The sequence below is a fragment of the Dokdonella ginsengisoli genome, assembly GCF_042652785.1.
Taxonomy (GTDB): domain Bacteria; phylum Pseudomonadota; class Gammaproteobacteria; order Xanthomonadales; family Rhodanobacteraceae; genus Dokdonella_A; species Dokdonella_A ginsengisoli.
This window is the reverse complement of sequence record NZ_JBHSHD010000003.1, coordinates 356,918-381,075: the sequence shown is the minus strand read 5'-3', so window position 1 is coordinate 381,075 and position 24,158 is coordinate 356,918. Positions and strand designations below refer to the sequence as shown.

Sequence of the window (24,158 nt, the reverse complement as noted above, 5' to 3'; positions counted from 1 at the left end):
GCAATGCATTTTCTTTTCTCTCCGGGAGAAGGTGGCGTGGTTCGCCGAACGAGGGAACTTCGGAGCCGTACTTTGCATCCGGGGAGCGACCGCGCAGAATCGCTGCAATGACGAGATCCCAATCCCCCAGGAACACCGCTCCGCGTAGCGTCGCGCTCGCGTTCGCCGGCAGCGCGATCACGCTGGTGGTCGTGTTCGCGATCGTCCACCTGCTCGCCGAGAAAGTCGTTTCCGGGCGCTATCCGGCGCCGGAGCAGGCCGCGGTCTGGTCGATGATCGGCTGGTTCGTCGCCGGCACGGTCGCGGTGGCCGCGGCGGCGCAGGCGTGGTGGCTGATCCGGCGCAAGTAGGCGTGTGCGCCTGCTAGACTTCGCCGCGGGAGCCGGCCAAGCAGCCGCGGCGCGCAAGCGTCGAGGAAAGTCCGGGCTCCACAGGGCAGGGTGCCAGGTAACGCCTGGGCGGCGCGAGCCGACGGACAGTGCAACAGAGAGCAAACCGCCGATGGCCCCGCAAGGGGATCAGGCAAGGGTGAAACGGTGCGGTAAGAGCGCACCGCGAGTCTGGCAACAGACCGGCACGGCAAACCCCACCTGGAGCAAGACCGAATAGGGGGACCATGACGCGGCCCGCGTCGTCCCCGGGTTGGTCGCTCGAGCCATGCGGCGACGCATGGCCCAGAGGAATGGCTGCTCACGACAGAACCCGGCTTATCGGCCGGCTCCCGCTTTATTTTTGCGATCGTCCGTGATCGCTGCGATCTGGATGGGGTGCGCCCGCTGAGGTCGTGTGGCTTCGGCGGGTCTACCCGCGGCCATCCATGGAATGATCCTTGCGATCGTCCGTGATCGCTGTGGTCTGGATGGGGTGCGCCCGCTGAAGTCGTGTGGCTTGGGGCGGGTCTACCCGCGGCCATCCATGGCCGCACTTCTCAAGTGAGGCCGGTCTTGCCGGAGGTTGTCGCGCTGCGATTTTCTGGGCAGGCCGCTTTCCTGGCTGGGGTTCCGGCGTTTCCTGGCGCGGTACTTCGACGCAAGCGGCGTTTTCCGGTGCCGCCCGATACGTTTTTCGGTCCGTTCGCGGCCTGTCGGTCCGCAATCCGTTCCCAGCCGAACGCACGGTCTGGAGAAAGGCCCTGGAAGATCGCTTCGTCCGTCGGCCGCCAGCGCGGAATTTGTATAGAAATCCGCTAGTGGATTTCGAAGGTTTTCCCGCCTTTCAAGACGTTGCGAATCACTCCTCAGGAGCTTCTCAGGAGTGTTGCTTTTCAGGCGCTGCCAACGCGTCACAAATGCTTGCCTGCAGTCAGAAATTTGCCCCGAATTTTCCTTGACAGACCATAGCTTGGGTCCTAATGTGGGCTTTAGTGGTTTTCTGTGGTGATTCGTGGGTTATGTTCCAAGGCGAGACCGCCATCACGCTGGATGACAAGGGCCGGATCGCGATTCCGGCCGCCTATCGCGAGCTCGTCGCGAAGGCCAGCGCGAATCGCCTCGTCGTCACCTACAACCCCTTCGAGCACGGCTGCCTCTGGATCACGCCGCAAGGCGCCTGGGAGCAGCTGCGCGACCAGGTCAATGCGCTGCCGAAGACGAAGTCGGCGCATCGCATCCTGCAGATGAAGCTGGTCGGCGCCGCGACGCACGTGGAGCCGGACGGCAATGGCCGCATCCTGCTGCCGGCGAGCCAGCGTGCGGCGACCGGCATCGAGAAGCGCGCCGTGCTGCTCGGCATGGGCGACCGGTTCGAGCTGTGGGGCGAGCAGGCACATCTGGCCAAGATCCGCGAAACGATCGGAGAAGACCAGATCACGGAGGACATGGCCGAGCTGAAGCTGTGACGGACGCGCAGACGAGCGCCGCGCAGCGCCGGCACGTGCCGGTGATGTTGACGCAGGTCCTGGAAGGCCTGCGGGTGAGGGCGGAGGGAACCTATCTCGACGGCACTTTCGGACGCGGCGGGCATGCGCGCGAGGTGCTGGACAGACTGGGTTCGGGGGGCCGCCTGCTGTTGATGGATCGCGATCCGGAGGCGATCGCGAGCGCGCAGCGCGATTTCGGCGCCGACGCGCGGGTGCGGATTCGCCACGCGAGCTTCGCGGAGCTGGCGCAATGGGAGGAAACCGCGGCAGGGCTGGATGGTGTGTTGCTCGACCTGGGCGTGTCTTCGCCGCAGCTCGACGATCCGGCCCGCGGTTTCAGTTTCCAGGGCGACGGTCCGCTGGACATGCGCATGGACCCGACGCGCGGACCGAGCGCGGCGGAGTGGTTGGCAGAGGCGGACGAGCGGGACATCGCCGATGTCTTGTGGCGCTACGGCGAGGAGAGGATGAGCCGACGCATCGCGCGGGCAATCGTGGAAACCGGACGCAGTCGCGCCTTGACGACGACGCGCGAACTCGCCGACCTCGTCGCCAGGACCATCGGCCACCGCGAACGCCACAAGCATCCCGCCACGCGCACGTTCCAGGCGCTGCGCATCCACGTCAACGACGAACTCGGCGCGCTCGAGCGCGGCCTCGCCGCCGCGCGCGATGCGCTGAAGCCGGGCGGTCGCCTAGCCGTGATCAGCTTCCATTCGCTCGAGGACCGCGCGGTCAAGCAGTTCATCCGCGGCGAAGTCGTGCGGCCGGTGCGGCGCGGGCTGCCGCTGCCGGAGGCGGCGCCGACGGCGCTGGTGGCGGTGGGCAAGGCGCAGTTCGCCGACGAGGCCGAGCTGCAGGCCAACCCGCGCGCGCGCAGCGCCGTGCTGCGCGTGGCGGAGAAGCGCGCATGAAGATCGCCGGCGCCATCGTGCTGGTGATCCTGCTGCTGGTCACGCTGGCGAGCGCGCTCGCGGTCGTGCAGGCGCGCCAGCAGAGCCGCTCGCTGTTCGTCGAGCTGAGCCGGCTGGGCAGCGAGCGCGACGACCTGAACTTCGAATTCGGCCGCCTGCAGCTGGAGCAGGCGACCTGGGCCGAGAACAGCCGCGTCGAGCAGATCGCGCGCGGCAAGCTGGGCATGGTCTCGCCGGGCCCGGCGGAAACGGTGGTGATCAAGCGATGAGCATGCGCAGCAGACCCGTGGCCACCCGTTCGCGCCTGTACGTGGTGCTGGGCATGCTCGGGCTGGCGTCGAGCGCGCTGGTCGTGCGTGCCGTCGACCTGCAGGTCGTGCGCAAGGACTTCTACCAGGAGCAGGGCGACGCGCGCTATCTGCGCGACCTCTCCATTCCGGTCTCGCGCGGCACGATCTTCGACCGCAACGGCGAGCCGCTGGCGGTGTCGACGCCGGTCGATTCGATCTGGGCGAACCCGCCCGAGGTGCTCGAGCACGCCGACCGCATCCCGGAGCTGGCCAAGGCGGCCGGCCTGGACGAGGAAGCGCTGAAGCAGAAGCTGGTCGAGCGCTCGGACAAGGAATTCATCTACCTCAAGCGTCATCTCAACCCCGACGACGCGCAGGCGATTCTCAAGCTGGACATTCCCGGCGTCGCCAGCCAGCGCGAGTTCAAGCGCTACTACCCGAGCGGCGAGGTGTTCGGCCACGTCCTGGGCTACACCAACATCGACGACCGCGGCCAGGAAGGCCTGGAGCTGGCGTTCGACGACTGGCTGGCCGGCAAGCCGGGCGTGAAGCGCGTGATCCGCGACCGCAAGGGGCACGAGGTCGAGAACGTCGAACTCGTGCGCGAGGCGCAGGCGGGGCGCGACCTGACCCTGTCGATCGACCGCCGCATCCAGTACCTGGCCTATCGCGAGCTGAAGGCCGCGCTGGCCGAGCACCACGCGACGTCCGGCTCGATGGTGATCCTCGACGTGCCGTCCGGCGAGATCCTGGCGATGGTCAACCAGCCGTCGTTCAATCCGAACGCGCGCACCAACGTCGATCCTTCCTATCGCCGCAACCGCGCGGTGACCGACGTGGTCGAGCCCGGCTCGACGATGAAGGCGTTCACGATCTCGGCGGCGCTGGAAACCGGCAAGTGGAAGATCCACACGCCGGTCGACACGCGCCCGGGCACGTACACCCTGTACGGCCACACGATCAGCGACGTGCACAACAAGGGGCTGATCGACGTCACCGGCGTGATCACCTATTCCAGCAACGTCGGCGCCGCCAAGATCGCCGCGACGATGACGCGCGACCACATGTACGACGTGTTCCATCGCTTCGGCTTCGGCGAGGTCACCGGCAGCGGTTTTCCGGGCGAATCGCCGGGCTACCTGCCCGTCGCCAAGGCCTGGGGACCGGTGGAGCAGGCGACCCTGGCCTACGGCTACGGCCTCAACGCGACGCCGCTGCAGGTCGCGCAGGGCTACGCCACGCTGGCCAACGACGGCCGTCTGCATTCGCCGACCTTCGTCAAGGGTGCGCAGAACCCCGAGCGCGCGGTGGTCGATCCGCAGATCGCGGCGAACCTGCGCGCGATGCTGGAAACCGTGATCGTCTCGCCGACCGGCGGCGGCGCGATCAAGGCGCGCGTGACCAACTACCGCGTCGCCGGCAAGACCGGCACCGCGCGCACAGCGGTCGGCGGCGGCTACCAGAAGAAATACACCTCGCTGTTCGCCGGCATGATCCCGGCCAGCCACCCGCGCCTGGTCGGCGTGGTCGTGATCCGCGAGCCGCAGGGCGCGTTCTACGGATCGCTGGTGGCCGCGCCGGTGTTCGGCCGGGTCATGGACGGCGCGGTGCGCCTGCTCGACGTGCCGCCCGACGACGTCCAGAACTGGTACGCCGGATCGCCCGAATCGGCGCGCAGGATCCAAGCACCCCGGCAGGCGCCCGACGGCGCCGACGAGATGTCCGGCACGGACGACGGAGTGCCCATCGAATGAGCCGCCCGGCGATGACATTGCGCGAACTGCTGCAGGACCGCGCCGACGCCGGCGCCGCCGGCGGCATCGTCGTGCGCGGCCTGACGCTCGATTCGCGCCGCGTGCAGCCCGGCGACGCCTTCGTCGCCCTGCAGGGCACGGCCACGCACGGCATCGCGTTCGCGCCGGCCGCGGCCGAGCGCGGCGCCGTGGCGGTGCTGGCCGAAGATTCGGGAACCGGGAATCGGGAATCGCGAACCGGAAAAGCGGACGAGACGCCGGTCGTGTGGATCGAGGATCTGCGCACCGGGCTGGGTGCGATCGCCTCGCACTGGTTCGGCGAGCCCTCGCAGGCGCTGCGCGTGATCGGCGTGACCGGCACCAACGGCAAGACCTCGACCGTGCAGCTGCTGGCGCAGGCGCTGCACGAAGGCGGCCTGCGCGTGGCCACCATCGGCACGCTCGGCGCCGGCGCGTACGGCGCGATCCGCGAGGGCGAGCGCACCACGCCCGACGCGATCGCCGTGCACGGGCTGCTCGCCGACTTCCGCGACGCCGACGTCAGCCACGTGGCGATGGAAGTCTCCTCGCACGCGCTGGAGCAGGGCCGCGTCAACGCGGTCGCGTTCGAGCTCGCGGTGTTCACCAATCTCACGCGCGACCACCTGGACTACCACGGCACGATGGACGCCTACGGCGCGGCCAAGCAGCGCCTGTTCGCCTGGCCGGGCCTGGGCGCCGCGATCATCAACGTCGACGACGCGTTCGGACGCGCCCTGACCTCGACCGTCGGCGCCGGCACCAAGCTGCTGCGCTACGGCATCGAGCGCGACGAGGCGGAAGTCGTCGCGCGCGCGATCCAGACCGGCGCCGACGGCCTCGCCTTCCGGCTCGTCACGCCGTGGGGCGAAGGCGACGTCACCACGCGCCTGCTCGGCCGCTTCAACGTGTCCAACCTGCTCGCGGTGGCGGCGTGCCTGGGCCAGCTCGGCTTCACGTTCGAGCGCATCCGCGCGGCGCTGGCCGGGCTCGATCCGGTCGCCGGCCGCATGAACCGGCTCGGCGGCGGCGCGCAGGCGCTGGTCGTGATCGACTATGCGCACACGCCGGACGCGCTCGAGCAGGCGCTCACCTCGCTGCGTGCGCACTGTGCCGGGCGCCTAGTCTGCGTGTTCGGCTGCGGCGGCGAGCGCGACGCCGGCAAGCGTCCGCAGATGGGCGCGATCGCCGAGGCGCTGGCCGACCGCATCGTCGTCACCGACGACAATCCGCGCGGCGAGGACGGCGACGCGATCGTCGCGCAGATCCTCGCCGGCCTGGCGCGCCCGGCCGCCGCCGTGGTGGAGCGTGACCGCGCCGCCGCGATCGCCGCCGCGATCGCCGATGCGCGCCCCGGCGACGTCGTGCTGATCGCCGGCAAGGGCCACGAGCCGTACCAGGAGGTCGCCGGCGTCAAGCGGCCCTTCGACGACCTGCAGGTCGCGCGCGCCGCGCTGGGGCAGGGCACATGCTGAGCCTGCGCCTCTCCGACGTCGCGCGCTGGACCGGCGGCCGTCTGCACGGCGCCGACGCGAGCGTGTCGAGCGTCTCCACCGACACCCGCTCGCTCGATGCCGGCGCGCTGTTCGTCGCGCTGAAGGGCGAGCGCTACGACGCGCACGAGTTCGCCGCGGTGGCGCGCGAGCGCGGCGCCGCCGCGCTGCTGGCGATGCGCGAGCTGGACGTCGACCTGCCGCAGGTGATCGTCACCGACAGCCTCGCCGCGCTCGGCGATCTCGCCGCCGCGGTGCGTGCGCAAAGCCGCGCGCGCGTGGCCGGCATCACCGGCTCGAACGGCAAGACCACGGTGAAGACGCTGCTCGCGTCGATCCTCGCCGGGCACGGCCGCACGCACGTCAACGCCGGCAACTTCAACAACGAGATCGGCCTGCCGCTGACCCTGCTGGCGATGCCGGCCGACAGCGAATACGCCGTGCTCGAGATGGGCGCCGGCAAGCCCGGCGACATCGCCTATCTCGCGCGCATCGCGCAGCCGGACGTGGCCCTGGTCAACAACGTCGCCGCCGCCCACCTCGAACGCATGGGCTCGCTGCAGGGTGTGGCGGAGACCAAGGGCGCGATCTACCGCGCGCTGCCGGCCGACGGCGTCGCCGTGATCAATGCCGACGACGCGTTCGCCGAATACTTCACCGTGCTGGCCGCGCCGCGCCGCGTGATCCGCTACGGCCTGCTGCGCCGCGCCGAGGTCAGCGCCGGCTTCGAGGCGGGCGCGCCGTTCGACGGCCGTTTCCGCCTGCTGACGCCAGGCGGCAACCTCGACGTCGCGCTGCCGCTGCCGGGCCGCCACAACGTGATGAACGCGCTCGCCGCCGGCGCCGCGGCGCTGGCGCTGGGCGTGCCGCCGGCGACGATCAAGGCCGGGCTGGAATCCGCGCCGAACGTCGCCGGGCGTCTGCTGCGCCGCGCGCACGCTTCGGGCGCGGCGATCATCGACGACAGCTACAACGCCAATCCGGGTTCGTTCGCCGCGGCGATCGCCACGCTCGCCGGCGAACCGGGGCAGCGCCTGCTGGTGATGGGCGACATGGCCGAGCTCGGCACCGACGCCGAGCGGCTGCACGCCGAGACCGGCACGCTGGCGCGCCGCGCCGGCATCCAGCGCCTGCTCGCCGTGGGCCGCCTCAGCCGCGCCGCGGTCGAGGCCTTCGGCGCAGGCGCGACGCACTACGACGACCAGTCCGCACTCATCGACGGCCTGCGCGGCGAGCTGCGCGCGGGCGTCACCGCCCTGGTCAAGGGCTCCCGCTCGTCGGCGATGGATCGCGTGGTGCACGCGCTCGTCGACGGCGCGAACGGCGACGGAGGGACGCGTCATGCTGCTTGAACTCGCCGACCTGCTGAAGGGCTACGTCAGCGGTTTCCATCTGTTCCAGTACCTGACCTTCCGCACGATCATGTCGACGCTGACCGCGCTGGCGTTCTCGCTGCTGGTCGGGCCTGCGGTGATCCGCAAGCTGGCGGCGCTGAAGGCCGGCCAGGTCGTGCGCAACGACGGTCCGCAGTCGCACCTGTCCAAGGCCGGCACGCCGACGATGGGCGGCGCGCTGATCCTGATCGCGGTCGGCATCGCGACCTTGCTGTGGATGGACCTGTCCAGCCGCTACGTCTGGCTGGTGCTCGGCGTGACGTTCGCGTTCGGCGCGATCGGCTTCTACGACGACTACAAGAAGATCGTGCTGAAGGACAGCCGCGGCCTGGCCGCGCGCTGGAAGTATTTCTGGCAGTCCCTGTTCGCGCTGATCGTCGCGATCGCGCTGTACAAGACCGCGCAGACGCCGGCCGAAACCGCGCTGTTCCTGCCGCTGTTCAAGCAGGTGGCGATTCCGCTCGGCTTGCTGTTCGTGCCGCTGGCGTACTTCATGATCACCGGCTTCTCCAATGCGGTGAACCTGACCGACGGACTGGACGGCCTGGCCATCATGCCGAGCGTGCTGGTGGTGACTGCGCTCGGCGCGTTCGCCTATCTCGCCGGCAACGCGAAGTTCTCCGAATACCTCGGCATCCCGTCGATTCCGGGCGCGGGCGAGCTGGCGATCTACTGCGGCGCGCTGGCCGGGGCCGGCCTGGGCTTCCTCTGGTTCAACGCCTACCCGGCGCAGGTGTTCATGGGCGACGTCGGCGCGCTGGCGATCGGCGCCGCGCTCGGCACCCTGGCGGTGATCGTGCGGCAGGAAATCGTGCTGCTGATCATGGGCGGCGTGTTCGTCATGGAGACGGTGTCGGTGATGCTGCAGGTGGCCAGCTTCAAGCTGACCGGCAAACGCATCTTCCGCATGGCGCCGATCCATCACCATTTTGAACTGAAGGGCTGGCCCGAATCGCGGGTGATCGTGCGCTTCTGGATCATCAGCGTCGTGCTGGTGCTGATCGGTCTGGCGACGTTGAAGGTGCGCTGATGCTTCTCTTCAACTACAACGCCGAAACGCAGGCCACGCGCCGCAGCGAGGTCAAGGGCCAGTACGACCTCGGCCTGATCCTGGCCGCGCTCGCGCTGGCCAGCGTCGGCGTCGTCATGGTCGGCTCCAGCTCGATCGCGATCGCCGACGGCCAGCACTTCGGGCCGTTCTACTACGTGATGCGCCACATGGTGTTCCTCGGCCTCGGGCTGATCGCCTGCGTGGTCGCCGCGCGCACCGAGCTGGGTTGGCTCGAGCGCCACGCGGGCCTGCTGATGCTCGGCGGCATCGTGCTGCTGCTGCTGGTGTTCGTGCCGATCATCGGCGTGCGCGTGAACGGCGCGCGGCGCTGGATCCGGCTCGGCATCATGGGTTTCCAGTCGGTGGAGGCCGTGAAGATCCTGCTGGTGCTGTACATGGCCAGCTATCTGGTGCGCCATCGCGACAACCTGCAGGCCAGCCTGCTCGGCGTGATCAAGCCGCTGGGCATCGCCGCGCTGCTGGTCGTGCTGCTGCTGGCGCAGCCGGACTTCGGCTCGGCCGCGCTGCTGATGGCGGTCACGCTCGGTATGGTCTGGCTCGGCGGTGCGAAGGTGCGCAACCTCGTGCTGCTCGGCTCGGCCGCGGTGCCGGTGCTGGCCTGGGTGGCGATGAGCCAGGACTACCGCGTCAAGCGCCTGACCTCGTTCCTCGATCCCTGGGCCGATCCGTTCAAGGACGGCTTCCAGCTGACCCAGGCGCTGATCGCGATCGGCCGCGGCGAGTGGTTCGGCGTCGGGCTCGGCGCCTCGGTGCAGAAGCTGTTCTACCTGCCCGAAGCGCACACCGACTTCATCCTCGCGGTGATCGCCGAGGAGCTCGGCCTGACCGGCATCGTGCTCGTGCTCGGCCTGTTCGGCTGGCTGGTCGGACGCGGCTTCGTGCTCGGCCTGCGCGCGGTGGAACGCAACATGCGCTTCGCCGGCTACGTCGCGTTCGGCCTGTCGCTGATGATCGCGCTGCAGGCGCTGGTGTCGATCGGCGTGAATCTCGGCGTGCTGCCGACCAAGGGCCTGACCCTGCCGCTGATCAGCTCCGGCGGATCGAGCGTGATCATGACCTGCGCGATGATCGGCCTGCTGATCCGCGTCAGCTACGAAGTCAGCCGCGCCGAGAACGCGATGATGCAGGTGATCGCCGAGCGCCAGCTGGTCGACGTGCGCGCGTTCGCCGGGGAGCGTCGATGACGGCCGCGCCCGCCCATGCGGAAGGCCCGGTGCTGATCATGGCCGGCGGTACCGGCGGCCACATCTTTCCGGGCCTGGCGGTCGCGGCCGAACTGGCCGAGCGCCGCGTGCCGGTGGTCTGGCTCGGCGCCCACGGCGGCCTCGAGACGCGGCTGGTGCCGCAGCACGGCGTCGCGCTGGAGACGCTCTCGATCGGCGGCCTGCGCGGCAAGGGACTGGCGACGGCGCTGCGCACGCCGCTGCGGCTGTTCGCGGCCGTTCGCGCCGCGCGCGCGGTGTTGAAGCGCCATGCGCCGCGCAGCGTGCTGTCGATGGGCGGCTACGTCGCCGCGCCCGGCGGCATCGCCGCGCGGCTCGCGCGCATCCCGCTGGTGGTGCACGAGCAGAACCGCATTCCCGGCCTGACCAACCGCCTGCTCGCGCGCTTCGCGCAGCGCGTGCTGGCCGGCTTCGCCGACGCCTTCGCCGGCGCCGAGTGGGTCGGCAATCCGGTGCGGGCCTCGATCGCCGCGCTGCCGGCGCCGGCGCAGCGCTGCGCCGATCGCACGGGACCTCTGCGCGTGCTGGTGCTCGGCGGCAGCCAGGGCGCGGCGAGCCTGAATGCGCAGGTGCCCGAAATGCTGCGCCGTCGCGGCGCGCGCCTCACGCTGCAGGTGACGCACCAGTGCGGCGAGAAGCACGTCGAGAAGACGCGCGCCGCGTATGCGGCGGCCGGCGTGGAGGCGGAGGTGTTGTCCTTCGTCGACGACATGGCCGCGGCCTACGCCGCGGCGGACCTGGCGATCTGCCGCGCCGGCGCGCTGACCATCGCCGAACTCGCCGCCGCCGGCGTGCCCGCCCTGCTGGTGCCGTATCCGCACGCCGTCGACGATCACCAGACCAGCAACGCGCAGGCGATGGTCGCGGCGGGCGCGGCGCAGCTGATCGGCGAGGGCGACGACTTCGTCAAGCGCCTGGGCGCCGCGTTCGACGAGATCGCCGCGCGCGAGCGGCTGCTCGCGATGGCGAACGCCGCGCGCACGCTGGCCCGTCCCGAGGCGGCGCGCCGCATCGCCGACGTGTGCCTGGAGGTGGCGGCATGACCCCGGCGCGCGTGGCCCGCTACGGCGACATCATGCAGGACTTCCGCCGCGTGCATTTCGTCGGCATCGGCGGCGTCGGCATGAGCGGCATCGCCGAGGTGCTGAGCAATCTCGGCTACTCGGTGTCGGGCTCGGACAAGGCCGACAACGCGACCACCCGGCGGCTGGCCGACCTCGGCGTGCGCATCGACCGCGAGCACGCCGCCGCGAACGTGGCCGACGCCGACGTGCTGGTCGTGTCCAGCGCAATCCGGCCGGACAATCCCGAGCTGCTCGCCGCGCGCGAGCGGCGCATTCCGATCGTGCCGCGCGCCGAGATGCTCGGCGAGCTGATGCGCTTCCGCCGCGGCATCGCGGTGGCCGGCACGCACGGCAAGACGACCACCACCAGCCTGACCGCCAGCGTGCTGGCCGAGGCCGGCCTCGACCCGACCTTCGTGATCGGCGGCCAGCTGATCGCCGCCGGCGCCAACGCGCGCCTGGGCACCGGCGAGTACCTGGTGGCCGAAGCCGACGAATCGGACGGCTCGTTCCTGCTGCTGTCGCCGGTGGTCGCGATCGTCACCAACATCGACGCCGACCACCTGGAGAACTACGGCGGCGACTTCGAGCGCGTCAAGAAGGCCTTCGCCGATTTCCTGCATCGGCTGCCGTTCTACGGCGTCGCGGTGCTGTGCGCCGACGACGCCGAGGTGGCCGCGCTCGCGCGCGAGACGCCGCGCCGCGTGCTGACCTACGGCATCGACGCCGCCGCCGACCTGCGCGCGACGGATCTGCGCCAGAGCGGCCGCGCCACGCAATTCACGCTGCACCTTCCCGACGGCGGTCCGGTCGTGCCGGTCACGCTGAACCTGCCGGGCCGGCACAACGTACTCAACGCGCTCGCCGCCTGCGCGGTCGGCTGGCAGCTCGGCGTCGCGCCGGAAGCGATGCAGTCGGCGCTGGCCAAGTTCCAGGGCGTCGGCCGGCGTTTCCAGCTGCGCGGCGAACTGGTGCTCGATGCCGGCAAGGCCCTGCTGGTCGACGACTACGGCCATCACCCGCGCGAACTCGCCGCGGTGTTCGCGGCCGCGCGCGAGGGCTGGCCGGAGCGGCGCCTGGTGGTCGCGTTCCAGCCGCATCGCTACTCGCGTACGCGCGACCTGCTCGACGACTTCGCCAACGTGCTGGCCGAGGTCGACGTGCTGGTGCTGACCGAAATCTATCCCGCCGGCGAGGCGCCGATCGCCAACGCCGACGGCCGCGCGCTGGCGCGCGCGGTGCGCGCGCGCGGCAAGGTCGATCCGGTGCTGGTCGAGCATCCGCGCGACCTCGCCGCGGCGCTGCCGCCGCTGCTCGCCGACGGCGACCTGCTGCTGCTGCTCGGCGCCGGCGACATCGGCGCGACGGCGAACGAACTGGCCCAGTCGGGCCAACTCAAATCCAAGGCCGCCTGATGTCCGCTTCGACGATTCCCGATTCCCGATTCCCGATTCGCGGCCGCCGCGTCGAAGACGCGAAGGCGTTCGGCCGCGTCGCCGTCGTGATGGGCGGGCAGTCGGCCGAGCGCGAGGTGTCGCTCGATTCCGGCCGCAACGTACTCGCCGCGCTGCGCGCGAAGGGCGTGGACGCGCATGCGGTCGACGGCATTCCGGCCCTGCTCGACGCGCTGCGCGCCGGCCACTACGCGCGCGTGTTCAACATCCTGCACGGCGGCGGCGGCGAGAACGGCGAGCTGCAGGGCGCGCTGCAGGCGCTGCGCGTGCCGTTCACCGGCTCGGGCGTGCTCGGCTCGGCGCTGTCGCTGGACAAGATCCGCGCCAAGCTGGTGTGGCAGGCGCTCGGCCTGCCGACGCCGCGCTTCAAGGCGCTGCCGCGCGGCGCCGACGTGCAGGCCGCCGCGCGCGAGATCGGTTTTCCGCTGATCGTGAAGCCGGCCTGGGAGGGTTCCAGCGTCGGCGTCACGCGCGTGTTCGAGGCGAAGGATCTCGACGCCGCGGTCGCGCTGGCGCGGCGCTATCCGGGCGACCTGCTGATGGAGACGCTGATCGAGGGCGGCGAGTACACGGTCGGCATCCTCGACCGCCAGGTGCTGCCGACGATCCGCATCGTGCCGAAGGGCGAGTACTACGACTACAACGCCAAGTACGTCGCCGAGGACACCGAATACGTCTGCCCGGGCCTGGACGGCGCGGCGGAGCAGGAGATGCGCGACCTCGCGCTGGCCGCATTCGACGCGCTGGCCTGCTCGGGCTGGGGGCGCGTGGACGTCATGCGTGACCGCGAGGGCTGCAACTACCTGCTGGAGGTCAATACCGCGCCGGGCATGACCAGCCATTCGCTGGTGCCCAAGGCGGCGCGTGCGCTCGGCATCGATTTCGAGACGGCGTGCTGGCGCGTGCTGGAAACGAGCTTCACCCGGGAATCGGGCATCGGCAATGCAGAGTCGGAAAGAGCGGAGGCGGGCGCTTCCGATTCCCGCACGCGGCCGGGAGGCGCCTCGTGAAAGGCGGAATGATCGCCAAGCTGCTCGCCTGGGGCATCGCGCTGACCCTGGTCGCGCTGCCGATCGTCGGCGTGCTGAACGGCTGGTTCGCCAGCGACCGCTGGCCGGTCGACCAGCTGGCCGTGCGTGCGGAGTTCAACCACGTCAGCGCCGAGCAGATCCGCGCCGCCGCGCAGCCGCTGCTCGGGCAGGGCTTCTTCGCGATCGACCTCGACCAGATCCGCGCCGCGGTCGCCAAGCTGCCGTGGGTCGAGCGCGTCGAGGCGCGCAAGCGCTGGCCGGACGCGGTCGACCTCGTCGTCTACGAGCAGCAGCCGTACGCGCGCTGGGGCGAGGAGCGCCTGATCAACCGGCGCGGCGAGATCTTCACCGCCGCCGGCGCCGCCGACGTGCAGGGCCTGCCGCGCCTGGGCGGTCCGGACGACCGCGTCGCCGACGTACTGACCTTCTATGCCGAGTGCCTGCGCGAGTTCTCCGGCAGCGGCCTGGCGATCGCGGCGGTGTCGCTGTCGCCGCGCGGCGGCTGGAAGCTGGAACTGGCCTCCGGCGCGGTGATCCAGCTCGGCCGCGACGATGCGCAGCGGCGGCTGGCGCGCTTCCTCGACGTCTGGCCGCGCCTGGCCGGCGCCAAGCCGGTGCCTCCGGCCTACGTCGACCTGCGCTACGAAAACGGCTTCGTCGTGCGCTGGCCGGAGCCGGCGGTCCCGCCGCCGGCCGGGACTGGAGATTCGGGAGCGGGGGTCGGGCAGAGGCAGCCGCTTGCGGATTTCCGGCAGGCGCCCTCCCTCGACGGCCTCGTCGCTCGCTTCTCCGGAGCCTCGACCCGCAATCCCCGATCCCGGCTCTTCGCCTCCCGAATCTCCAATCCCCAATCTCCAATCCCGGCTGCACCATGAAGCCCAAGAGCGAAAAGAACCTCATCGTCGGACTCGACGTCGGCACCTCGAAGATCGTCGCGATCGTCGGCGAGCACGCGCCGGGCGAGTCGGTCGAGATCATCGGCATCGGCTCGCATCCGGCGCACGGGCTCAAGCGCGGCGTGGTCGTCGACATCGACTCGACCGTGCACTCGATCCAGCGCGCGATCGAGGAGGCCGAGCTGATGGCCGGCTGCCAGATCCGCTCGGTCTACGCCTCGATCGCCGGCAGCCACATCAAGGACGAGAACTCGCACGGCACCGCGCCGATCCGCGACCGCGAGGTCAGCGCGGGCGACCTGGACGCGGTGCTCAACTCGGCCTGCGCGATCGCCATTCCGGCCGACCGCAGCGTGCTCTACCGCGAATCGCAGGAATACCTGATCGACGGCCAGGAGGGCATCCGCCACCCGGTCGGTATGTCCGGCGTGCGGCTGGAGGCGAACGTGCACCTGGTCACCGGCGCCGCCAGCGCGATCCAGAACATCACCAAGTGCATCAACCGCTGCGGCCTGCAGGTCGACGAGCTGCTGCCGGCGGCGGTCGCCTCGGCGCGCGCGGTGCTGACCGAGGACGAGCGCGAGCTGGGCGTGTGCATGGTCGACATCGGCGCCGGCACCACCGACATCGCCATCTACACCGGCGGCGCGCTGCGCCACACGACCTCGCTGGCGATCGGCGGCGACCAGGTGACTTCCGACATCGCCCACCTGATGCGCACGCCGACGGCCCATGCGGAGGAGCTGAAGGTGCGCTACGCCTGCGCCCTGGCGCAGCTGGCCCATGCGGAGGAGACGATCCAGGTGCCCAGCGTCGGCGATCGCCCGCCGCGGCGCCTGGCCCGGCAGAACCTGGCCGAGGCGGTGCAGCCGCGCTACGAGGAAATCTTCGAGATGGTGCAGGCCGACCTGCGCCGCAGCGGACGCGAGGAGCTGGTGCGCGCCGGCATCGTGCTGACCGGCGGCGCCGCGCGCATGGAAGGTGCGCTCGATCTCGCCGAGGAGCTGTTCCACATGCCGGTGCGCCTGGGCACGCCGCAGCACGTGACGGGCCTGGCCGACGTCGTCGCCAGCCCGATGCAGTCCACCGGTGTCGGACTCCTTATTTATGGCAGCCGCCGCGACGGTCCGCGCATGGCGCCGGCCGGCGTGTCGACGGTCGGCGGTCTGTGGAACCGGGTGTCGACCTGGTTCAAGGGAGAGTTTTGAGCGTTCTCCCTCTCCCGCTCGCGGGAGAGGGTTGGGGTGAGGGATTTCGGAGTGAGGCGCTTCACTCCGGCTCTCCCTCATCCGGCCCTTCGGGCCACCTTCTCCCGCTCGCGGGAGAAGGACGGTACGGAGCAGTACGGCTGCGCAGGGAGCGCAGCGAGGCGGCCGAAACGGCTGCGGACACCGGCACGCCAGCCGGGCGTCGGACGGGACGGACCGGGACGGTCACGGATCCGGGAACGATAAAGACTGTGGCAGCAATCCACTTGCGGAGGATGGGAAAATGTTCGAACTCGTAGAAAAAATGGCACCCAATGCGGTCATCAAGGTGGTCGGAGTCGGCGGCGGCGGCGGCAACGCGGTCAGCCACATGGTCGGCGCCGGCGTCGAAGGCGTCGACTTCGTCTGCGCCAACACCGACGCGCAGGCGCTGAAGTCCAGCGGCGCCAAGTTCACGCTGCAGCTCGGCGCGAACGTGACCAAGGGCCTGGGCGCGGGCGCGAATCCGGAAGTCGGCCGCCAGGCCGCGCTGGAAGACCGCGAGCGCATCGTCGAACTGCTGCAGGGCGCCGACATGGCGTTCATCACCTGCGGCATGGGCGGCGGCACCGGCACCGGCGCGGCGCCGGTGGTGGCGCAGCTGGCCAAGGAAATGGGCATCCTCACGGTGGCGGTCGTGACCAAGCCGTTCCCGTTCGAGGGCCGCCGGCGCATGCAGGTCGCGCTGAAGGGCATCGAGGATCTGGGCCAGTACTGCGACTCGCTGATCACCGTGCCGAACGAGAAGCTGCTGACCGTGCTCGGCCGCGACGTGACCCTGCTCAGCGCGTTCAAGCAGGCCAACGACGTGCTGCTGGGCGCCGTGCAGGGCATCGCCGACCTGATCACCCGTCCGGGCCTGATCAACGTCGACTTCGCCGACGTGCGTACGGTCATGTCCGAGATGGGCATGGCGATGATGGGCTCGGGCATCGCCAAGGGCGACGACCGCGCCGTGGCGGCGGCCGAGGCGGCGATCAACAACCCGCTGCTCGACGACGTCAACCTGGCCGGTGCCTGCGGCATCCTGGTCAACGTGACGGCCGGACCGAACCTGACGATGCGCGAGTTCGACGACATCGGCCAGGTCATCCACGAGTTCGCCAGCGAGGACGCCACCGTGGTGGTCGGCACCGCGCTCGATCCGGAGCTGAAGGACGAGGTGCGCGTGACCGTGGTCGCCACCGGCCTGAACCGTGCCGTCGCACGCCAGCCGCTGCGCGAGCCGCGCGAACGCGAAGTGATCGCCTCGCCGCGCGAGCGCATGCGCGTGGTGCGCAACGCCACCACCGGCGAAGTCGACTACCTCGGCATTCCGGGGCAGCCGATGCGCGCGACCGCGCTCGATCATGCGGCACCGGTCGCCGCGGCGGCCGAAGCGCCGAGCGACTATCTCGACATCCCGGCGTTCCTGCGCCGCCAGGCGGATTGATGGGCCAATCGCTGCGCTAGACATTCCCATCCGGTAGTCCGCGTCGCCCGTCTTTCGTGGGGACGCCGACGCGAGCCGCGGCGCGCTTTGGCGCGTCGTCGCGGCTCGATTGCGCTGTCGCGTGGCGTCGCGACGGCGTGTTTCGTCGACGTCGAGGGGGCGAGGATTTGACGCGAAATGGACCGGCAGAATGTTGCGAAAATGCGACATTCTGTCGGTTCCATACATCGCTTAACTTTTCTACACATCTTCACTGTGCTAGTCTCGTCCGCGTTTTGTCAGCCCTGCCCCAGGGGTTAACGCATAAAAATGATCAGACAGCGCACGCTCAAAAACATCATCAGAGCGACGGGCGTAGGTCTTCACACGGGCGAGAAGGTCTACATGACCTTGCGTCCCGCGGCGGTGGATACGGGTATCGTGTTCCGCCGCGTCGACCTTCCGGACCCCGTCGAAATCCGCTCCAGTTGCGAGAACGTCGGCGACACCCGCCTCTCGACCACCCTGGTCAAGGGCGACGTCCGCATCGCCACGATCGAACACCTGCTTTCCGCGATGGCCGGCCTGGGCATCGACAATGCCTACGTCGACCTGTCGGCGCCCGAAGTGCCGATCATGGACGGCAGTTCCGGCCCCTTCGTCTTCCTGCTGCAGTCGGCGGGGATCGAGGAGCAGGCCAAGGCCAAGCGCTTCATCCGCATCAAGAAGTCGGTCACCGTCCGCGACGGCGACAAGTGGGCCCGCTTCGAGCCGTTCGACGGCTTCAAGGTCGGCTTCTCGATCGACTTCAACCATCCGATGTTCACCAAGCGCTCCTCGACCAGCGAGATCGACTTCTCGACGACCTCGTTCGTCAAGGAAGTCTCGCGCGCGCGCACGTTCGGCTTCATGCGCGACATCGAGATGCTGCGCGAGAAGAATCTCGCGCTGGGCGGCTCGATGGACAACGCGATCGTGCTCGACGACTATCGGGTGCTGAACGAGGACGGCCTCCGTTACGAGGACGAGTTCGTCAAGCACAAGATCCTCGACGCGATCGGCGACCTGTACCTGCTCGGACACAGCCTGATCGGCGCGTTCTACGGCTACAAGTCGGGCCACGAATTGAACAACAAGCTGCTGCGTACGCTGCTGGCGGACAAGGCGGCCTGGGAAGAAGTCAGTTTCGAGGACGAACGCGAGGCTCCGATTTCCTACGCCCATCCGGCGCAGGCGATCTGAGTCGCGGCGACATTGCAGGTTTCCCCGGCGCAGGAGAGGCGCCGGGTTCCCGCGGACGGCGACGTCCGTGGCGGCCGGAACGCAAAGCGTCCGCCGAACGGCCCTGGCACGACGCCCGGCCCTAGAAGAAAAAGAATCGGCTTCCGCCAGGAAGTCCGTTGCGGGGAATGGGAGCCGCCCCGGCTCCTAGTCGGAATCATCGGTGGCGATGGACGCCAGTTGGAGATAAAGGGCCTGGAGTTCCGGGTCGGGAAGGGCTTTCGCCGCTGCTCGCAAATGGCGGGCGGTGGCGGCAGAAAGCGGTTTCGGCTTTGCCGGTTCCGGTGGAACGGCCGGCAAGGGCGCCACTTTCACGGCGAAACGTTCGACGGTACCGCCCAGTGCGGTGCGGGCTTCGGCCAGCAGGGTTGCCTGATGCAACCTGATGCGGCTCGCCCAGGTCGGATCGGACGCCAGAAAGACAATCCGTCCGTCACGGACGTCCGCGAGACGCGTCTCGCGAGCGACTGCGGCGGGCAACAGGGATCGCAATCTCTGGTCCAGCGCATCCAGCGCGCGCGCGCGATCCGCGAGCGCGTCGAGTGCGATGCAGTCCGCCGCAGGCTTCGGGCCGGTGGCGGAGGCGAGGAGCGGATTGCGGCGTGGCGACATGACGAATACGAACTCGGCATCTGCAGCATGAACATCATTATCGTCGGCAATGCGCACTCGGCACCACGTCGCATCGATCTGGGCAGCCGGCGCATCCGCCTGCTGGCACTGGTCGCGGGCAGCGCCTGCATCGTCGGGCTGTTAGCCCTGGGTTTCGGCACGGCGGTGCTGTTCGGCGGCTCCATCGGGCCGGCCGCGCACGAACTGGCCGATCTGCGCGAGACCCTGAGCCACCAGCGCGAGCAGCTGGCCAATCTCGACAACGACTCGCATCGCAGCCTGGACGCCCTGGCCGTGCAGCTGGGCCGCCTGCAGGCGCAGGCGACGCGCCTGAACGCGCTCGGCGACCGCCTGACCCAGGTCGGCAAGCTCGACGACGGCGAATTCGATTTCGCTTCCGCGCCGGCCCTGGGCGGTCCGGAGGAATCGGCCGGCCTGGTCGCGACCTCGCTGCCGATCCAGAACGGCGTCGACAGCCTGCGCGCCGAGTTCGACCGCCAGGAGGCGCAGCTCGGGGTGCTGGAGAACCTGCTGCGTGACCGCAAGATCGACAACGCGCTGCTGCCGAGCGGCATGCCGGTCGCGCAGGGCTACATCTCCTCGGGTTTCGGCGCGCGCACCGATCCGCTCGACGGCCATGCGGCCACGCACCTGGGGCTCGATTTCGACGCTCCGCTCGGTTCCAACGTGAACGCGGTCGCCGACGGCGTCGTCACCTGGTCCGGGGTACGCAGCGGTTATGGCAACGTCGTCGAAATTGACCACGGCAACGGCTACATGACGCGCTACGCGCACAATTCCGTCAACGTCGCCGAAGTCGGCACGCGCGTGCACGCCGGCCAGACCATCGCCAAGGTCGGCTCGACCGGGCGCTCGACCGGTCCGCACTGCCATTTCGAGGTCTGGCTGAACGGTCGTGCGGTCAATCCGCTGATCTACGTCAAGTCCAAGCGCGCCACGCGGGTGTAACCGGCGCGATCCGTCCCGGATCGCCGAGACCTGCGCCTAGCTGGAACCGCTTGAGAGTGCTGTGGCTCGGCAAGGGCCGCCCGGGCCGCCTGCTTCCGGGCGCGGCGCCGGATTCCCATCGCCCGGACGCCTTGAAAGCGCCGCCGGCCGCACAAAGCTGGCTTTGTATTGCGCCGGCCACGCCGTATCATTGCGAGTTCGCCGCTGATCGCGATCCGCTTGCCGCAAGACCGGGTTGGCCGGATTCACCAACCGCGCCGCTTCCGGCGCGCTTTCCGCACTCTCAGTCGAAGACCATCCATGCTGAACAGTTTCCTGACGCGCATCTTCGGCAGCCGCAACGAACGCGTGCTGCGCCAGCTCGGCAAGACCGTCGCGCAGATCAATGCGCTCGAACCGACCATGCAGGCGCTGTCGGACGACGAACTGCGCGGCAAGACCGACGAGTTCCGCCAGCGCCTGGCCGCCGGTGCGGCGCTCGACAGCCTGCTGCCGGAAGCGTTCGCGACCGTGCGCGAGGCTTCGCGCCGCGTGCTCGGCCTGCGCCACTACGACGTGCAGATGATCGGCGGCATGGTGCTGCACTCGGGCAAGATCGCCGAGATGCGCACCGGCGAAGGCAAGACCCTGGTCGGCACGCTGCCGGTGTACCTGAACGCGCTGGAAGGCAAGGGCGTCCACGTGGTCACGGTCAACGACTACCTGGCCAAGCGCGACTCGGCCTGGATGGGCCGGCTGTACAACTTCCTCGGCATGTCGGTCGGCGTGGTCTACCCGAACATGGACCACGGCGACAAGCGCGGCGCGTACGCCGCCGACATCACCTACGGCACCAACAACGAGTTCGGCTTCGACTACCTGCGCGACAACATGGCCCTGTCGAAGGAGCAGCGCTACCAGCGCGGCCTGAACTACGCGATCGTCGACGAGGTGGACTCGATCCTCATCGACGAGGCGCGCACGCCGCTGATCATTTCCGGTCCGTCCGACGAATCGCCGCAGCTGTACGTCAAGGTCAACCGCATCGTGCCGCGGCTGACGCGGCAGGCGAGCGAGCCCAAGGCCGGCGAACCGCCGGTGCCGGGCGACTACTACGTCGACGAGAAGCAGAAGCAGGTGCACCTGTCCGAAGAGGGCATGCAGCACGCCGAAGACCTGCTGCGCGAGGCCGGCATCATCGGCGAGGAAGAAGGCCTGTACGACTCGCAGCACATCGCGGTGGTGCATCACCTGAACGCCGCGCTGCGCGCGCACGCGATCTACCAGCGTGACGTGGACTACATCGTGCGCGACGGCGAGGTCATCATCGTCGACGAGTTCACCGGCCGCACGCTGGCCGGCCGGCGCTGGTCCGACGGCCTGCATCAGGCGGTCGAGGCGAAGGAGGGCGTGCCGATCCAGCGCGAGAATCAGACGCTGGCCTCGATCACGTTCCAGAACCTGTTCCGCATGTACAAGAAGCTGGCCGGCATGACCGGTACGGCCGACACCGAAGCCTACGAGTTCCAGTCGATCTACGGGCTCGAGGTCGTGGTCATTCCCACGCACCGTCCGATGGTGCGCAAGGACGAGGCCGACGTCGTCTTCCTCAAGCAGCAGCCGAAGTACGACGCGATCGTCGAGGACATCAAGGAGTGCTACGAGCGCGGCCAGCCGGTGCTGGTCGGCACGGCCTCGATCGAGATGTCCGAGCTGCTCGACGGCCTGCTGAAGAAGCAGGGCGTGCCGCACGAGGTGCTGAACGCCAAGCAGCACGAGCGCGAAGCGCACATCGTCGCCCAGGCCGGTCGGCCGAAGGCGATCACGATCGCCACCAACATGGCCGGCCGCGGCACTGACATCGTGCTCGGCGGCAGTCTCGAGGCCGAGCTGCAGGCACTCGGCGAGGACGCGTCCGAGCAGGAGCGCGAGCGCGTCAAGGCCGAGTGGCAGAAGCGCCACGACGAAGTGCTGGCGCTCGGCGGCCTGCGCATCATCGGCACCGAACGGCACGAGTCGCGCCGCATCGACAACCAGCTGCGCGGCCGCTCCGGTCGCCAGGGCGATCCGGGATCGAGCCGCTTCTACCTGTCGCTGGAAGACAACCTGATCCGCATCTTCATGGGCGAGGGCGTCGCGCGCCTGATGCGCATGTTCGGCATGAAGGAAGACGATGCGATCCAGGATCGCATGGTCAGCCGCCAGATCGAGAAGGCGCAGCGCAAGGTCGAGGCGCACAACTTCGACATCCGCAAGCACCTGCTCGAATTCGACGACACCGCCAACGACCAGCGCAAGGTCATCTACCAGCAGCGCAACGAGCTGCTCGACAGCGACGACGTCGGCGAAACCATCACCAACGTGCGCCAGGACGTGATCACCGACCTCGTGCGCCGCTACGTGCCGGCCGACTCGGTCGACGAGCAGTGGAACCTCGCCGGTCTGGAGGCGGAGCTGAATTCCGAATTCGGCCTGCAGCTGAACCTCAAGCCGTGGGTCGAGGAACAGCACGAGCTCGACGCCGGCGGCGTGCTCGAGCACGTGCTGTCGGCGGCCGATCGCCTGTTCCGCGAGAAGGAGGCGATGCTCGGTTCGGAAGTCATGCGCGGCCTCGAAAAGCACGTGATGCTGTCGGTGCTCGACAACGGCTGGAAGGAACACCTCGCCAGCATGGACTACCTGCGCCAGGGCATCTATCTGCGCGGCTACGCGCAGAAGCAGCCGAAGCAGGAATTCAAGCGCGAGGCGTTCGAGCTGTTCGAAGGCATGCTCGGCCGCATCAAGCACGAGATCGTGCAGCTGCTCGCGCGCGTGCGGATCCGCAGCGAGGACGAGGTCGAGGCGCTCGAGGAACAGCAGCGCCGCCAGGCCGAGGCGCAGGCGCGCTCAATGCAGTTCCAGCACGCGGAAGCGGCCGGCTTCGGGGCCGGCGAACCGGCACCGGATGCCGGGGCCGAAGGCTTCGCGCAGCCGATCCAGGGGCAGTCGCCGGTGCATCGCGACGCGCCGAAGGTCGGCCGCAACGATCCTTGTCCGTGCGGTTCGGGCAAGAAGTACAAGCAGTGCCACGGCAAGCTGGCCTGATCCGGCTCGCGTCCTCTCGGGGAAGACCGGATGCAAGCGGAGGCGTGGATTTCCGCTGAGTCGACGTCCGCGCGACTTCACGTCGTCGCCGGCGTGCTGCGCGACACGCACGGCCGCGTGCTGATCGCGCAGCGGCCCGCCGGCAAGCACCTGGCCGGGATGTGGGAGTTTCCTGGCGGCAAGTGCGAGGACGGCGAGCTTCCGATCGACGCACTCGCGCGCGAATTGCGCGAGGAACTGGGCGTGGTGGTCGAATCCGCGCGGCCGCTGATCGCGGTGCCGCACGATTACCCCGAGCAGCGCATCCTGCTCGACGTCTGGCAGGTTTCCGCCCACTCGGGCATCGTGCTCGCGCGCGAAAGCCAGCCGCTGGCCTGGGCCGAGATCGACGATCTGGCGCGCCTGCCGATGCCGGCGGCCGACCGGCCGGTCATCACCGCGCTGCGTCTCCCCGATCGCTATCTCATCACGCCGCCGCTGCCGCCGGACGAAACCGATACGGTCGTGCGCGGCATCGAGCGCGCCTGCCGCAAGGGCGTGCGCCTGATTCAGCTGCGCCTGCCCGGCTGGCCCAGCGACCGCCTCGCGCGCGTTGCGCGCAGCGCGCGCAACCTGTGCCGCGACTACGGCGCGCAGCTGCTGCTGAATGCGGACTGGAAGCTCTCCGCCGTGCTCGGGCTCGACGGTGTGCACCTGCCGGCGGCGATCGCGGCGACGTTGACGCAGCGTCCGCTGCCGGCCGATCGCTGGGTCGGCGTGTCCTGCCACGATGCCGCGGAGCTGGCGCAGGCGGCGCGCATCGGCGCGGATTTCGTCACGCTGGGGCCGGTGTTCCCGACCGCCAGCCACGAGGGCGCTGCGACGCTGGGCTGGGAAGGATTCGCCGATCTCGCCGCCACCACCGCCCTGCCGATCTACGCGCTGGGCGGCATGGAGATCGACGACGTCGATGCCGCCCAGGTCAGCGGGGCGCAGGGAGTCGCCGCGATCCGCGCCTTGTGGGACGCCTAGGCAGCGCGCGTGCGGAGCGGGGCGTGCGCGCCGCGGTAGCGGAGCGGTCCTGCCGGCGGCCGGGGGGTGCAAGCCGGCGTCGCTTGGTTATCATGCAAAGTCG

The 24,158-nt window shown here is 69.6% G+C and carries 20 protein-coding genes and 1 other RNA gene; 20 read left to right on the top strand and 1 reads right to left on the bottom strand.

Annotated elements, in window-relative coordinates:
* The first annotated feature begins 107 nt into the window (after positions 1–107).
* From ACFO6Q_RS03860 to lpxC, 17 genes are all read left to right on the top strand, one after another.
* On the top strand, positions 108–350 hold the full coding sequence (locus tag ACFO6Q_RS03860) for a hypothetical protein (protein WP_380019203.1): 243 nt from the start codon (positions 108–110) through the stop codon (positions 348–350).
* Between the two features lie 28 nt (positions 351–378).
* An RNA gene (gene rnpB / locus ACFO6Q_RS03855) (RNase P RNA component class A) lies at positions 379–726 on the top strand.
* A gap of 664 nt (positions 727–1,390) precedes the next feature.
* Positions 1,391–1,837, top strand: coding sequence for a division/cell wall cluster transcriptional repressor MraZ (gene mraZ / locus ACFO6Q_RS03850; protein ID WP_380019202.1), 447 nt, complete (start codon positions 1,391–1,393; stop codon positions 1,835–1,837).
* A gap of 44 nt (positions 1,838–1,881) precedes the next feature.
* Complete coding sequence (gene rsmH / locus ACFO6Q_RS03845; RefSeq protein WP_380019297.1) at positions 1,882–2,772, top strand: 16S rRNA (cytosine(1402)-N(4))-methyltransferase RsmH; 891 nt, start codon at positions 1,882–1,884, stop codon at positions 2,770–2,772.
* Complete coding sequence (ftsL, locus tag ACFO6Q_RS03840) at positions 2,769–3,041, top strand: cell division protein FtsL (RefSeq protein WP_380019201.1); 273 nt, start codon at positions 2,769–2,771, stop codon at positions 3,039–3,041. The genes rsmH and ftsL overlap by 4 nt, the downstream gene beginning before the upstream one ends.
* Before the next feature lie 17 nt (positions 3,042–3,058).
* The gene (locus tag ACFO6Q_RS03835; RefSeq protein ID WP_465251705.1) at positions 3,059–4,816 is read left to right on the top strand and encodes a peptidoglycan D,D-transpeptidase FtsI family protein; all 1,758 of its coding nucleotides are present in this window, start codon (positions 3,059–3,061) and stop codon (positions 4,814–4,816) included.
* Entirely contained in the window at positions 4,813–6,309 is a 1,497-nt protein-coding gene (locus ACFO6Q_RS03830; protein ID WP_380019199.1) for a UDP-N-acetylmuramoyl-L-alanyl-D-glutamate--2,6-diaminopimelate ligase, read from the top strand. Before ACFO6Q_RS03835 ends, ACFO6Q_RS03830 begins: the two co-directional genes overlap by 4 nt.
* On the top strand, positions 6,303–7,679 hold the full coding sequence (locus tag ACFO6Q_RS03825; protein ID WP_380019197.1) for a UDP-N-acetylmuramoyl-tripeptide--D-alanyl-D-alanine ligase: 1,377 nt from the start codon (positions 6,303–6,305) through the stop codon (positions 7,677–7,679). The genes ACFO6Q_RS03830 and ACFO6Q_RS03825 overlap by 7 nt, the downstream gene beginning before the upstream one ends.
* Positions 7,669–8,751: a phospho-N-acetylmuramoyl-pentapeptide-transferase gene (mraY, locus tag ACFO6Q_RS03820; RefSeq protein ID WP_380019196.1), complete on the top strand. Its 1,083-nt coding sequence runs from the start codon at positions 7,669–7,671 to the stop codon at positions 8,749–8,751. The genes ACFO6Q_RS03825 and mraY overlap by 11 nt, the downstream gene beginning before the upstream one ends.
* Positions 8,751–9,977, top strand: coding sequence for a putative lipid II flippase FtsW (gene ftsW / locus ACFO6Q_RS03815; protein ID WP_380019195.1), 1,227 nt, complete (start codon positions 8,751–8,753; stop codon positions 9,975–9,977). Before mraY ends, ftsW begins: the two co-directional genes overlap by 1 nt.
* A complete protein-coding gene (murG, locus tag ACFO6Q_RS03810; RefSeq protein ID WP_380019193.1) occupies positions 9,974–11,059 on the top strand; it encodes an undecaprenyldiphospho-muramoylpentapeptide beta-N-acetylglucosaminyltransferase in 1,086 nt (361 codons plus the stop codon). Before ftsW ends, murG begins: the two co-directional genes overlap by 4 nt.
* Positions 11,056–12,495 (top strand): UDP-N-acetylmuramate--L-alanine ligase, encoded by a 1,440-nt coding sequence (gene murC, locus ACFO6Q_RS03805; RefSeq protein WP_380019192.1) that lies wholly within the window; start codon positions 11,056–11,058, stop codon positions 12,493–12,495. Before murG ends, murC begins: the two co-directional genes overlap by 4 nt.
* On the top strand, positions 12,495–13,544 hold the full coding sequence (locus ACFO6Q_RS03800; protein ID WP_380019191.1) for a D-alanine--D-alanine ligase: 1,050 nt from the start codon (positions 12,495–12,497) through the stop codon (positions 13,542–13,544). Before murC ends, ACFO6Q_RS03800 begins: the two co-directional genes overlap by 1 nt.
* Entirely contained in the window at positions 13,541–14,440 is a 900-nt protein-coding gene (locus ACFO6Q_RS03795; protein WP_380019190.1) for a cell division protein FtsQ/DivIB, read from the top strand. Before ACFO6Q_RS03800 ends, ACFO6Q_RS03795 begins: the two co-directional genes overlap by 4 nt.
* Positions 14,437–15,669 (top strand): cell division protein FtsA, encoded by a 1,233-nt coding sequence (ftsA, locus tag ACFO6Q_RS03790; RefSeq protein WP_380019189.1) that lies wholly within the window; start codon positions 14,437–14,439, stop codon positions 15,667–15,669. Before ACFO6Q_RS03795 ends, ftsA begins: the two co-directional genes overlap by 4 nt.
* A 283-nt stretch (positions 15,670–15,952) precedes the next feature.
* Positions 15,953–17,140 carry a cell division protein FtsZ gene (gene ftsZ, locus ACFO6Q_RS03785; protein WP_380019188.1) on the top strand — a complete coding sequence of 396 codons (1,188 nt, stop codon included), beginning with the start codon at positions 15,953–15,955 and terminating at the stop codon, positions 17,138–17,140.
* Positions 17,141–17,449: 309 nt separating this feature from the next.
* Entirely contained in the window at positions 17,450–18,361 is a 912-nt protein-coding gene (gene lpxC, locus ACFO6Q_RS03780) for a UDP-3-O-acyl-N-acetylglucosamine deacetylase (protein ID WP_380019187.1), read from the top strand.
* Positions 18,362–18,547: 186 nt separating this feature from the next.
* Here lpxC and ACFO6Q_RS03775 read toward each other — a convergent pair whose 3' ends face one another.
* Positions 18,548–19,069: a DciA family protein gene (locus tag ACFO6Q_RS03775; RefSeq protein WP_380019186.1), complete on the bottom strand. Its 522-nt coding sequence runs from the start codon at positions 19,067–19,069 to the stop codon at positions 18,548–18,550.
* On the opposite strand from ACFO6Q_RS03775, the gene ACFO6Q_RS03770 reads away from it, so the two are divergent.
* The 3 genes from ACFO6Q_RS03770 (at position 19,040) to ACFO6Q_RS03760 (ending at position 24,055) form a co-directional block, all read left to right on the top strand.
* Positions 19,040–19,981 carry a M23 family metallopeptidase gene (locus tag ACFO6Q_RS03770; protein WP_380019185.1) on the top strand — a complete coding sequence of 314 codons (942 nt, stop codon included), beginning with the start codon at positions 19,040–19,042 and terminating at the stop codon, positions 19,979–19,981. The two genes, ACFO6Q_RS03775 and ACFO6Q_RS03770, sit on opposite strands and share 30 nt — an antisense overlap.
* Positions 19,982–20,281: 300 nt before the next feature.
* A complete protein-coding gene (gene secA, locus ACFO6Q_RS03765) occupies positions 20,282–23,044 on the top strand; it encodes a preprotein translocase subunit SecA (protein ID WP_380019184.1) in 2,763 nt (920 codons plus the stop codon).
* 30 nt (positions 23,045–23,074) lie between these two features.
* Positions 23,075–24,055, top strand: a complete 981-nt coding sequence (locus tag ACFO6Q_RS03760) for a Nudix family hydrolase (protein WP_380019183.1) — start codon at positions 23,075–23,077, stop codon at positions 24,053–24,055.
* Positions 24,056–24,158 lie beyond the last annotated feature (103 nt).

Bases quoted from the DNA above. Each gene is read 5' to 3' on its own strand.
- ACFO6Q_RS03860 (WP_380019203.1), top strand. From the start codon at position 108: ATGACGAGATCCCAATCCCCCAGGAACACCGCTCCGCGTAGCGTCGCG.
- mraZ (WP_380019202.1), top strand. From the start codon at position 1,391: ATGTTCCAAGGCGAGACCGCCATCACGCTGGATGACAAGGGCCGGATC.
- rsmH (WP_380019297.1), top strand. From the start codon at position 1,882: ATGTTGACGCAGGTCCTGGAAGGCCTGCGGGTGAGGGCGGAGGGAACC.
- ftsL (WP_380019201.1), top strand. From the start codon at position 2,769: ATGAAGATCGCCGGCGCCATCGTGCTGGTGATCCTGCTGCTGGTCACG.
- ACFO6Q_RS03830 (WP_380019199.1), top strand. From the start codon at position 4,813: ATGAGCCGCCCGGCGATGACATTGCGCGAACTGCTGCAGGACCGCGCC.
- ACFO6Q_RS03825 (WP_380019197.1), top strand. From the start codon at position 6,303: ATGCTGAGCCTGCGCCTCTCCGACGTCGCGCGCTGGACCGGCGGCCGT.
- mraY (WP_380019196.1), top strand. From the start codon at position 7,669: ATGCTGCTTGAACTCGCCGACCTGCTGAAGGGCTACGTCAGCGGTTTC.
- ftsW (WP_380019195.1), top strand. From the start codon at position 8,751: ATGCTTCTCTTCAACTACAACGCCGAAACGCAGGCCACGCGCCGCAGC.
- murG (WP_380019193.1), top strand. From the start codon at position 9,974: ATGACGGCCGCGCCCGCCCATGCGGAAGGCCCGGTGCTGATCATGGCC.
- murC (WP_380019192.1), top strand. From the start codon at position 11,056: ATGACCCCGGCGCGCGTGGCCCGCTACGGCGACATCATGCAGGACTTC.
- ACFO6Q_RS03800 (WP_380019191.1), top strand. From the start codon at position 12,495: ATGTCCGCTTCGACGATTCCCGATTCCCGATTCCCGATTCGCGGCCGC.
- ftsA (WP_380019189.1), top strand. From the start codon at position 14,437: ATGAAGCCCAAGAGCGAAAAGAACCTCATCGTCGGACTCGACGTCGGC.
- ftsZ (WP_380019188.1), top strand. From the start codon at position 15,953: ATGTTCGAACTCGTAGAAAAAATGGCACCCAATGCGGTCATCAAGGTG.
- lpxC (WP_380019187.1), top strand. From the start codon at position 17,450: ATGATCAGACAGCGCACGCTCAAAAACATCATCAGAGCGACGGGCGTA.
- ACFO6Q_RS03770 (WP_380019185.1), top strand. From the start codon at position 19,040: ATGAACATCATTATCGTCGGCAATGCGCACTCGGCACCACGTCGCATC.
- secA (WP_380019184.1), top strand. From the start codon at position 20,282: ATGCTGAACAGTTTCCTGACGCGCATCTTCGGCAGCCGCAACGAACGC.
- ACFO6Q_RS03760 (WP_380019183.1), top strand. From the start codon at position 23,075: ATGCAAGCGGAGGCGTGGATTTCCGCTGAGTCGACGTCCGCGCGACTT.